At 68.3% G+C, this 9,752-nt stretch carries 10 protein-coding genes; 7 read left to right on the top strand and 3 right to left on the bottom strand.

Annotation, left to right across the window (positions count from 1 at the left end; all coding sequences use genetic code 11):
• From N878_RS04545 to N878_RS04560, 3 genes are all read left to right on the top strand, one after another.
• On the top strand, positions 1–779 hold a 779-nt coding region (locus tag N878_RS04545; RefSeq protein WP_021442503.1), incomplete at its 5' end, for a sigma 54-interacting transcriptional regulator.
• 553 nt (positions 780–1,332) lie between these two features.
• Entirely contained in the window at positions 1,333–2,718 is a 1,386-nt protein-coding gene (locus N878_RS04555) for a GntP family permease (RefSeq protein WP_021442505.1), read from the top strand.
• A 63-nt stretch (positions 2,719–2,781) separates the two neighbouring features.
• Entirely contained in the window at positions 2,782–4,350 is a 1,569-nt protein-coding gene (locus N878_RS04560; RefSeq protein WP_021442506.1) for an acyl CoA:acetate/3-ketoacid CoA transferase, read from the top strand.
• Positions 4,351–4,422: 72 nt separating this feature from the next.
• Here N878_RS04560 and speB read toward each other — a convergent pair whose 3' ends face one another.
• Both speB and N878_RS04570 read right to left on the bottom strand, forming a co-directional pair.
• Positions 4,423–5,394, bottom strand: a complete 972-nt coding sequence (gene speB, locus N878_RS04565) for an agmatinase (RefSeq protein WP_021442507.1) — start codon at positions 5,392–5,394, stop codon at positions 4,423–4,425.
• A gap of 10 nt (positions 5,395–5,404) precedes the next feature.
• Positions 5,405–6,484 (bottom strand): polyamine ABC transporter substrate-binding protein, encoded by a 1,080-nt coding sequence (locus tag N878_RS04570; RefSeq protein ID WP_021442508.1) that lies wholly within the window; start codon positions 6,482–6,484, stop codon positions 5,405–5,407.
• A gap of 115 nt (positions 6,485–6,599) precedes the next feature.
• On the opposite strand from N878_RS04570, the gene N878_RS04575 reads away from it, so the two are divergent.
• A complete protein-coding gene (locus N878_RS04575; protein WP_021442509.1) occupies positions 6,600–7,496 on the top strand; it encodes a LysR family transcriptional regulator in 897 nt (298 codons plus the stop codon).
• Here N878_RS04575 and N878_RS28290 read toward each other — a convergent pair.
• A complete protein-coding gene (locus tag N878_RS28290) occupies positions 7,493–7,657 on the bottom strand; it encodes a hypothetical protein (protein ID WP_021442510.1) in 165 nt (54 codons plus the stop codon). The two genes, N878_RS04575 and N878_RS28290, sit on opposite strands and share 4 nt — an antisense overlap.
• A gap of 221 nt (positions 7,658–7,878) precedes the next feature.
• Here N878_RS28290 and N878_RS04580 point away from each other — a divergent pair, with 221 nt between their 5' ends.
• From N878_RS04580 to N878_RS04590, 3 genes are all read left to right on the top strand, one after another.
• A complete protein-coding gene (locus N878_RS04580) occupies positions 7,879–8,433 on the top strand; it encodes an NADPH-dependent FMN reductase (protein ID WP_021442511.1) in 555 nt (184 codons plus the stop codon).
• Positions 8,434–8,487: 54 nt separating this feature from the next.
• The gene (locus tag N878_RS04585) at positions 8,488–9,414 is read left to right on the top strand and encodes an ion channel (RefSeq protein ID WP_021442512.1); all 927 of its coding nucleotides are present in this window, start codon (positions 8,488–8,490) and stop codon (positions 9,412–9,414) included.
• Positions 9,415–9,490: 76 nt separating this feature from the next.
• A partial coding sequence (locus N878_RS04590) for a TetR/AcrR family transcriptional regulator (protein WP_021442513.1) occupies positions 9,491–9,752 on the top strand: 262 nt, incomplete at its 3' end.

Genomic DNA, 9,752 nt, shown 5'->3' on the forward strand with positions numbered 1-9,752 from the left:
TTCCGGAAACCCTGGTCGAGGCCGAGCTGTTCGGCACCGCGCCCGGCGCCTTCACCGGCGCCGAGCGCAAGGCGCGCATCGGCAAGTTCGAGGTGGCCAACGGCGGCACGCTGTTTCTCGACGAGATCGGCGACCTGCCGCTGCCCTTGCAGGCCAAGCTGCTGCGCGTGCTGCAGGAGCAGGAGGTGGAGCCGCTCGGCTCCAACCAGGTCAAGCCGCTCAACGTGCGGGTGATCGCCGCCACCCATATCGACCTGGAGGCCAAGGTGGCCGCCGGGCAGTTTCGCGACGACCTCTACTACCGCCTCAACGTGCTGGCCCTGCGCGTGCCGCCGCTGCGCGAGCGCGCCGGCGACATTCCCGCACTGATCGAACACCTGCTCGACGACCTGGCCAACCGCTCCGGCCTGGCGCCGCTGGAGCTGAGCGACGACGCCCTGGCCCTGCTCTGCGCCCAGCCCTGGCGCGGCAACGTGCGCGAGCTGCGCAACCTGCTGGAACGGGCGCAGCTGGCGGTCGACGGGCGACTGGATGGCGCGGCCTTGCGCGCTCTGCTGGTCGATCCGGTAGCGCCGAGTGCTCAGATTCCCGTCGCCCCGGTGGTGACGGCCGGCGCGCGGACGCTGGCCGAGCAGCTGGCGCAGGCCGAACGCCAGGCCCTGCAAGCGGCGCTGGACGCCACCGGCGGCAACCGCCAGCAGGCCGCCGAACGCCTGGGCATTTCCCGCGCCGGTTTCTACGCCAAGCTGGCGCAGCATGGGTTGGGGCGCCGGGGCTAATTCTGCTCATTTGTGGAAGCGGCTGGGCGGCATTTCGCTTCAGCCGCGAAAGCCGTTGCGCCAAGCTTCGCGGCTAAAGCCGCGCCTACAGAAGGTGTTGTGGGCCGCAGTTAGGTCGCCCGGATGAAATCCGGGAATCGACGCCCCCAAAGCCCCGGATTGCATCCGGGCTACGACTCGGGCGTAGGGTGGATCACGCCTTATCGATCCACCATGGGCTACCCCGCTGAACGCAACGGTGGAAAGGAACAGCGATTACCCCCCTACAACACGCCCCAGAAATCCAGATATCTGGACAACCTTCGACCTTTCAATTCCATGAATCTGGACTAAATCCAGAAAGCTGGAGGCCATCTCGTACCTCTCCTGCCTTCCCGCGCTCGGTCTGAAAGCCTGAAAACCCCTGGCCATAGGCCTTCCCGCCCTATCGACCAAAGTCGTAACGCCCTCTGGCACGACTCTGGCTCTATATCCGGCAAGGGCGCGCTGCCGCATGCGCGTCTTCTCGATAAACGGCCCAGAGCCGCTAGAACAACAACAAAAGGAACCACCCATGGGTACCCTAGGTATTCTGATTTCCCTCGCGCTGCTGATGTACCTCGCCTACCGCGGCATCAACGTGCTGATCCTCGCTCCGCTGCTGGCCCTGCTGGCGTTGCTGTTCGCCGGCGACATCGGCCTGCTGCTGCCCACCTACACCCAGGTGTTCATGAAGGCCATGGGCGGCTACGTGATCCAGTTCTTCCCGCTGTTCCTGCTCGGCGCGCTGTTCGGCAAGCTGATGGACGACTCGGGCTCGGCCCGCGCCATCGCCCACGGCATAGTCGCGAAAGTGGGCAGCGAGCGCGCGATCCTGGCCATAGTGCTGGCCTGCGGCATCCTCACCTACGGCGGCGTGTCGCTGTTCGTGGTGGCCTTCGCCGTGTACCCGATCGGCGCCGCGCTGTTTCGCGAGGCGGGCATTCCCAAGCGCCTGATCCCCGGTGCCATCGCCCTCGGCTCGTTCACCTTCACCATGACCGCGCTGCCCGGCACCCCGGCGATCCAGAACGCCATCCCCAACCCCTTCTTCGGCACCGACGCCTTCGCCGCGCCGGGCCTGGGCGTCATCGCCGGGCTGATCATGTTCGGCCTCGGCACCTGGTGGCTCACCGCCCAGTCGCGCAAGCTGATGGCCGCCGGCGAAGGCTACGGCGAACACCGCGACGACCCGGTTGCCGAGGACAAGCGCGACATTCCCGGCTTCTGGCTGGCGCTGCTGCCGATCTTCGTGGTGATCGCGCTGAACTTCCTGATGGCCAAGCAGATTCTGCCTAGCCTCGACACCAGCTACCTGGCCAAGCCGGAATTCGGCGGCCTGCAGGATGCCAAGTCGCTGATCGGCATCTGGTCGATCATCGTCGCCCTCGGCGCCGCCATCCTGCTGCTGATCGCCCTGCACTGGCGGCGCTGGATGGACCTGAAGCAGAGCGTCAACGACGGCGCCTTCGGCTCCATGCTGCCGATCCTCAACACCGCCGCCGAGGTGGGCTACGGCACGGTGATCGCCTCCCTGGCCGGCTTCGTCATCATCCGCGACCTGGTGCTGGGCGTATCGAGCAACCCGCTGATCTCCGAGGCGGTGGCGGTGAACATCCTCGCCGGCATCACCGGCTCGGCCTCCGGCGGCATGTCGATTGCGCTGAAGACCCTGGGCGAGCAGTACCTGACCATGGCCAACGCCGCCGGCATCAGCCCCGAGCTGCTGCACCGCGTCGCCGCCATGGCCTCGGGCTGCATGGACACATTGCCGCACAACGGCGCGGTGATCTCGCTGCTGGCGATCTGCAAGCTCACCCACCGCGAGTCGTACAAGTTCATCTTCGTCAACACCGTGGCCTTCCCGCTGGTGGCGCTGGTTGTCGTCATCACCCTGGGCACGCTGTTTGGCAGTTTCTGACCAGGCCCTGCAGGAGCAGCTCCCGGCCGCTCCTGCAGCCCCCGTTCTCCACGAGTACCCGCAATGAGCAAGATCATGACCGCCGCCGAAGCCGTGGCGCGCATCCCGGACAACGCCAACCTGGCCACCGGCGGCTTCGTCGGCATCGGCTTCGCCGAGGAGATCGCCATTGCCCTGGAGCGGCGTTTTCTCGCCGAACGGGCGCCGCGCGACCTGACCCTGGTGTACGCCGCCGGCCAGGGCGACGGCAAGGGCCGCGGCCTCAATCACCTGGCCCATGAAGGCCTGGTGCGGCGGGTGATCGGCGGTCACTGGGGCCTGGTGCCGGGGCTGCAGAAGCTGGCGGTGGACAACCGCATCGAGGCCTACAACCTGCCGCAGGGGGTGATCTCCCAGCTGTTTCGCGACATCGCCGCCGGCAAGCCGGGGCAGCTGTCGCGGGTCGGCCTGGGCACCTACGTCGACCCGCGCCACGGCGGCGGCAAGCTCAATGCGCGCACCACCGCCGAGCTGGTGCGGCTGATGCCCATCGACGGGCAGGACTACCTGTTCTACTCGACCTTCCCCATCGACGTGGCAGTGGTGCGCGCCACCAGCAGCGACCCCGACGGCAACCTCAGTTTCGAACGCGAGGCGCTGACCATCGAGAGCCTGGCCATCGCCATGGCCGCGCGCAATTCCGGTGGCCTGGTGATCGCCCAGGTCGAACGCCTGGTCGAGCGCGGCTCGCTGAATGCGCGCGAGGTGAAGATCCCCGGCATCCTCGTGGACTGCGTGGTGCAGGCCGAACCGGCCAACCACCAGCAGACCTTCGCCACCGCCTACAACCCCGCCTTCGCTGCCGAGACGCGGGTGCCGGTGGACAGCCTGGCGCCGCTGCCGCTGGACGTGCGCAAGCTGATCGCCCGCCGCGCCGCGCTGGAGCTCAAGGGCGGTGCGGTGGTCAACCTTGGCATCGGCATGCCCGAGGGCGTCGCCGCGGTGGCCGCCGAGGAAGGGGTGATCGAGCGCCTGACCCTGACCGCCGAGCCCGGGGTGATCGGCGGCGTGCCGGCCTCGGGACTGGACTTCGGCGCGGCGAGCAACCACAGCGCGCTGCTCGATCAGCCCTACCAGTTCGACTTCTACGACGGCGGCGGCCTGGACATCGCCTTCCTCGGCCTGGCCCAGGCCGATGCGGCGGGCAACCTCAATGTGTCCAAGTTCGGCTCGCGCCTGGCCGGCGCCGGCGGCTTTATCAATATCAGCCAGAACGCCAAGCAGGTGGTGTTCGTCGGCACCTTCAGCGCCGGCGCCCAGGACATCCGCATCGAAGACGGCCAGTTGCGCATCGTCCAGGACGGCGCGCTGCGCAAGTTCGTTGCCGAGGTGGAACACCGCACCTTCGCCGGGCGCCTGGCCGCCGAGCGCGGCCAGCCGGTGCTCTACGTCACCGAGCGCTGCGTATTCCGCCTGAGCCTGGACGGCCTGGAGCTGATCGAGGTGGCGCCGGGGGTGGATCTCCAGCGCGACATCCTCGCCCGCATGGACTTCGCGCCCATCGTGCGCGAGCCGAAGCCGATGGACGCGCGGCTGTTTCGCCCAGAGCCCATCGGCCTGGGCGAACGGCTGGACGAAGTAGGTTGGCGCTGAGCGCAGCGAAGCCCAACGGCAGCAGACGGGACTCGTTGGGCTTCGTCGCGCTGCTCCTCAACCTACGGCCAACTACGTCCTTTCCCCCAGCTTATGCCGCGCGGCATACAGGCAGACCATCTCCATGGCCACCGTGGCGCCGGCCAGGGCGGTGATCTCGGCGTGATCGTAGGGCGGCGAGACCTCCACCACGTCCATGCCCACCAGGTGGATGCCGCGCAGGCCACGCAGGATCTCCAGCGCCTGGTGGGTACTCAGGCCGCCGCACACCGGGGTGCCGGTGCCGGGGGCGAAGGCCGGGTCGAGGCAGTCGATATCGAAGGTCAGGTACACCGGGTTATCGCCGACCCGGGCGCGGATCAGCTCGGCGATCTGCTGCGGGCCGCGGCGATGCACCTCGGGCGCGTCCAGCACCTGGAAGCCCAGGGTGTCGTCGTTGGTGGTGCGCAGGCCGATCTGCACCGAGCGCGCCGGGTCCACCAGGCCCTGGCGGGCGGCGTGGTAGAACATGGTGCCGTGGCTGACGCCCTGTTCGCTGGCATCGCTATCCGGCCAGGTGTCGCTGTGGGCATCGAAGTGCACCAGCGACAGCGCGCCATGCCGCTTGGCATGGGCCTTGAGCAGCGGGTAGCTGATGAAATGGTCGCCGCCCAGGGTCAGCAGGCCGCAACCGGCGGCAACGATCCGCTCGGCATGCGCCTCGATGGCCGCCGGAATCCTGTGCGGCAGGGCGTGATCGAAGTTGCAATCGCCATAGTCGATCACCGCCAGCTGGTCGAAGGGGTCGAATTCCCAGGGGTAGTGGCGTTCCCAGGCGCTGGTCACCGAGGCGGCGCGGATCGCCCGCGGGCCGAAGCGGCTGCCGGGCCTGTTGGTAGTGGCGGTGTCGAAGGGCACGCCGCTGACCACCAGATCGACACCCTCCAGGTCGCGCGAGTAGCGCCGGCGCATAAAGCTGGTGACGCCGGCGTAGGTCGGCTCCGAGTAGGTGCCGTAGAGGCTGTCGCGGGTGATCGCCAGGTCGTTGCCTTGGAATGCTTCCATTGCCTTGTCCTCAATACTGACTGCGAAAGGTGGTCCAGATACGGGTGCGCTCGCGCTGCTGGCGCAGCGGCATCAGCTGCTCGCTGAACAGGCGCGCGCGGACTTCGGCCGGCGGGTAGATATCCGGATCGCCGGCGATGGCCTCGTCCACCAGCGCGGTGGCGGCCTGGTTGGCGTTGGCGAAGAACACGCTGTTGGTCAGCTCGGCGATGGCTTCGGGACGCAGCATATGGTCGATAAAGGCGTGGGCGGCCTGGGGATGCGGCGCGTCGGCGGGGATGGCCATGGTGTCGAACCAGATCAGCGTGCCTTCGACCGGCACGCGGTACTCCACGCTGAACGGCTGGCCGGCCTCGCGGGCATTGTCGGCGGCCATAAAGGCGTCGCCGTTGTAGGTCAGCGCCAGGCAGATCTCGCCCTTGGCCAGGTCGTCGATATGCCGGCCGCTGCCGACGTAGCGCAGGCTGGGCTGCAGGCCGGCGAGCAGTTGCTGCACCGCCGCCAGGTCGGCCTTGTCGCTGCTGTAGGGGTCCTTGCCCAGGTAGTGCAGGGCGATGCTGATCACCTCCTGGGGCGAGTCGATCACGGCGATGCCGCAGTCCTTGAGCCGGCTGGCGTATTCGGGCTTGAACAGCAGGTCCAGGCTGTTGCTCGGCACGCCCGGCAGGCGCTGCGCCACGGCCTCCTTGTTGTAACCCAGGCCGACCGTGCCCCAGGTGTAGGGCACGCCGTAGCGGTTGCCGGGGTCGGCCACGGCCAGCTTGGCCAGCAGCTCGCCGTCCAGGTTGCCCAGGTTGCTCAGCCGGCGGCGCTCGACCGGCTGCACGGCGCCGGCCTGGATCGCCCGGGCCAGGCCGCTGGAGGCGGGAAAGACGACGTCGTAGCCGCTGCCGCCGGTGAGCAGCTTGCTGTCCAGGGCCTCGGCGCTGTCGAAGATGTCGTACTTGACCCGGATGCCGGTCTCGTCCTTGAAGCGCTGCAGCGCCTGCTCGGGGATATAGGCCGACCAGCTGTAGAGATTCAGGGCCTTGTCTTCGGCCTGCACGGCGAAGGCGCTGCACAGCAGCAGGGGGAGGATGACCTGGCGCATCGGGTATGGCCTCGTGGTGGTGATGGGCTGGGGGTCATCCTGCGCCCGGCGTTGCTTCGAATAAATACGAAGTGATCTACTCTGGCATCGACAGCCATCAATGTATGGAGCCGCCATGCTCAGCCAATTGCGCGACCTCGACCTGCAGCTGCTGCGCCTGTTCGTCACCGTGGTGGAGAGCGGCGGCTTCAGCGCGGCGCAGGGCGAGCTGGGCATCGGCCAGTCGACCATCAGCACGCAGATGGCCAAGCTGGAGACGCGCCTGGGCTTTCGCCTGTGCGAACGGGGCAAGGCCGGCTTTCGCCTGACCGCCAAGGGCGAGCAGGTGCTGGCCGCCACGCGCAAGCTGTTCGGCGCCATCGAGACCTTCAAGGGCGAGGCCCAGGGCATGGCCGACAAGCTGCTCGGCGAGCTGCGCATCGGCCTCTCCGAGGCGCTCTCCGACCAGGTGCTGGAACGCCTCGGCGATGCCATCGGGCGTTTCCGCCGGCGCAACCAGGCGGTGCAGATCGAGCTGCTCAGCGCCATGCCCGCCGAGCTGGAACGGCGCCTGCTGCAGGACCAGCTGCAACTGGCCATCGGCTATTTCTCCGGCAGCCAGACGGCGCTGGACTACCGGCCGCTGTTCGCCGAGCGCCAGCGCCTGTACTGCGGGCGCCAGCACCCGCTGTTCGGGCGCGAGACGGTCGCGGCCAGCGACCTGGAAGACGGCGACCGGGTGCTGCACCCCTACCGCTTCGGCGCCGCCGGCGAGCCCTGGCAGTCCAGCGTCAGCAGCGCGCGCTGCGAACAGGTCGAGGGCAGCCTGGCCTTCGTCCTCTCCGGCGCCCACCTGGGTTACCTGCCCGAGCACATCGCCGCGCCCTGGGTGGCGCGCGGCAAGCTGCGCTGCCTGCCGGACAGCTGGGATTTCACCGTGCAGTTCCGCCTCGCCAGCCACCGCGGCCATAGCCCCGGCGAAGCGCAGCTGGCCTTCGCCGAGGATCTGCTGGCGGCCTTCGGAACGGACTAGGGGCGCTGCGCGCCAGGCTCCCCGGCCGTCCTCAGCTCGGCGGCCAGGGCTTCCAGCGCAGCGAGGATCGCCACGATCTCGGCATGCAGGTCGCGTTCGTCGGGGATTTCCGCTTCCAGTTGCAACTGTGGATCGAAGCCCAGGGGGATATGGATGCCCATAACGTTGTCCTCGTCGGCGCTGGCCGAACATGGCTGATGGATCGTTGGGCAGGGGATGAGCCGAACGGCTCGAAACGGAATGCTGCGCATCAGACTGTGCTCGCAACATGACGCCTTTATGACCCCGATCGACGGCGAGGCTCAAGCTGGAGCGTCCGGCAGGCGATAAACGGCGGTCTATAGTTGCTCACTCCCATTCGTTCTCGCCGCAAGGAGTTCCCATGAGCAAGACCTACCACGTCGCCGTGCTGGTCGGCAGCCTGCGCAAGGCCTCGATCAACCGCAAGCTGGCGCTGGCCCTGGCTCAGCTGGCACCGCCCTCGCTGAAGCTGGAGATAGTCGAGATCGGCGACCTGCCGCTGTACAACGAGGACATCGACCAGGGCAGCCCGCCCGAGGCCTACGTCGCCTTTCGCGCCAAGCTCAAGGGCGCCGACGCGCTGCTGTTCGTCACCCCGGAGTACAACCGCTCGATGCCCGGGGCGCTGAAGAACGCCATCGACGTCGGCTCGCGGCCCTACGGCCAGAGCGCCTTCAGCGGCAAGCCCGGCGCCGTGCTGAGCGCCTCGCCGGGGGCCATCGGCGGCTTCGGCGCCAACCATGCGCTGCGCCAGTGCATGGTGTTTCTCGACGTCTACATGATGCAGCAGCCGGAGGCCTACCTCGGCGGCGCCGGCAGCTTCTTCGAGGAGGCCGGCATGCTCGGCGACGGCATCAGGCCCTTCCTGCAGAAGTTCATCGACGCCTATGCCGCCTGGGTGGCGCAGCACGCCTGACACCGGGGCGGGCGGCACGGGCTAGGCTTGAGGAAAGCGCCACGAGGCTCGGCCATGGCAACCATCCAGCCCGACGAGGGCTTCTGGCAGGACGCCGAAACGGACAAGCAGCACGCCGCACTGCGCGCCGCCCTCGAGCAGCGCGCGCGCAGCGGCCAGCCGATGCTCGGCTTCCAGCTGAAGAAGGCCGAGCTGGCCGGCATCGATCTGGTCAACCACGGCAGCCGCGCCGGCTTCGTCCTGCGCGATGCCGACCTGTACCGCGCCGACCTGCAGCACGCCCATCTGTTCGCCCTCGACCTGCGCGGCAGCTCGCTGATGAAGGCCGACCTGCGCCAGGCCAACCTGCACTGCGTCGACCTGCGCGACTGCAACCTGCTGGGCGTGCGCCTGGAAGGCGCGCGACTGGACAACGTGGTGTGGGATCGCCAACTGCTGCAGGAGCGGGTGGCGCGCGAGCTGCTGCGCCGCGGCGACGCCAGCGCGGCGCAGCAGCAGTTTCAGGAGGCCGAGGAAACCTATCGCAACCTGCGCCTGCACCTGGAACAGGCCGGGCTGTTCGAGCAGGCCGGCTACTTCTTCCACCGCGAGATGCTCATGCGGCGCCTGCAGATGCCACGGCTCTCGGCGCGGCGCCTGCTGTCCTGGCTGGTCGACCTGTTCTGCGGCTACGGCGAGAAACCGCTCAACGTGGTGCTGTTCTCCCTCGGCCTGATCGGCGTCTGCGGCCTGCTGTACTTCCTCACCGGGGTCAACCAGGGCGGCCAGACACTGGGCCTGAGCCTCGACCGCAGCCTGCTGGGCAACCTGCAGGACCTGCTCGCCTGTCTCTACTACAGCGTGGTCACCTTCACCACCCTGGGCTACGGCGACATCACGCCCGGCGGCCTGGCGCGGCTGATCGCCGCCGTCGAAGCCTTCGTCGGCAGCTTCACCATGGCCCTGTTCGTGGTGGTGTTCGTGAAGAAGATGACTCGCTAGCCTGGCGCATTTGCCGCCAGACGCGACCGGAATGCCGCTTGCCCGCCTAGACCGACCGGTCTACATAATCTCTCCCATGAACAAGACCACCCGCGACAAGCTGATCGACGCCATGATCGACGCCCTGCAGCGCAAGGGCCTGCACGGCGTCGGCCTGAGCGAACTGCTGGCCGACGCCGGCGCGCCCAAGGGCAGCCTCTACCACCACTTTCCCGGCGGCAAGAGCGAACTGGCGGTGGCCGCCATCGAGCGGGTCGGCCAGCGCGCCGAACAGGCCTTCGCCGCGCTGTTCGAGCACCAGCCCGAGCCGCTCGACGCCCTCGCCGCCTGGCTGCATG

This window comes from Pseudomonas sp. EGD-AK9, from assembly GCF_000465935.2.
In the GTDB taxonomy this organism is placed as follows: domain Bacteria; phylum Pseudomonadota; class Gammaproteobacteria; order Pseudomonadales; family Pseudomonadaceae; genus Aquipseudomonas.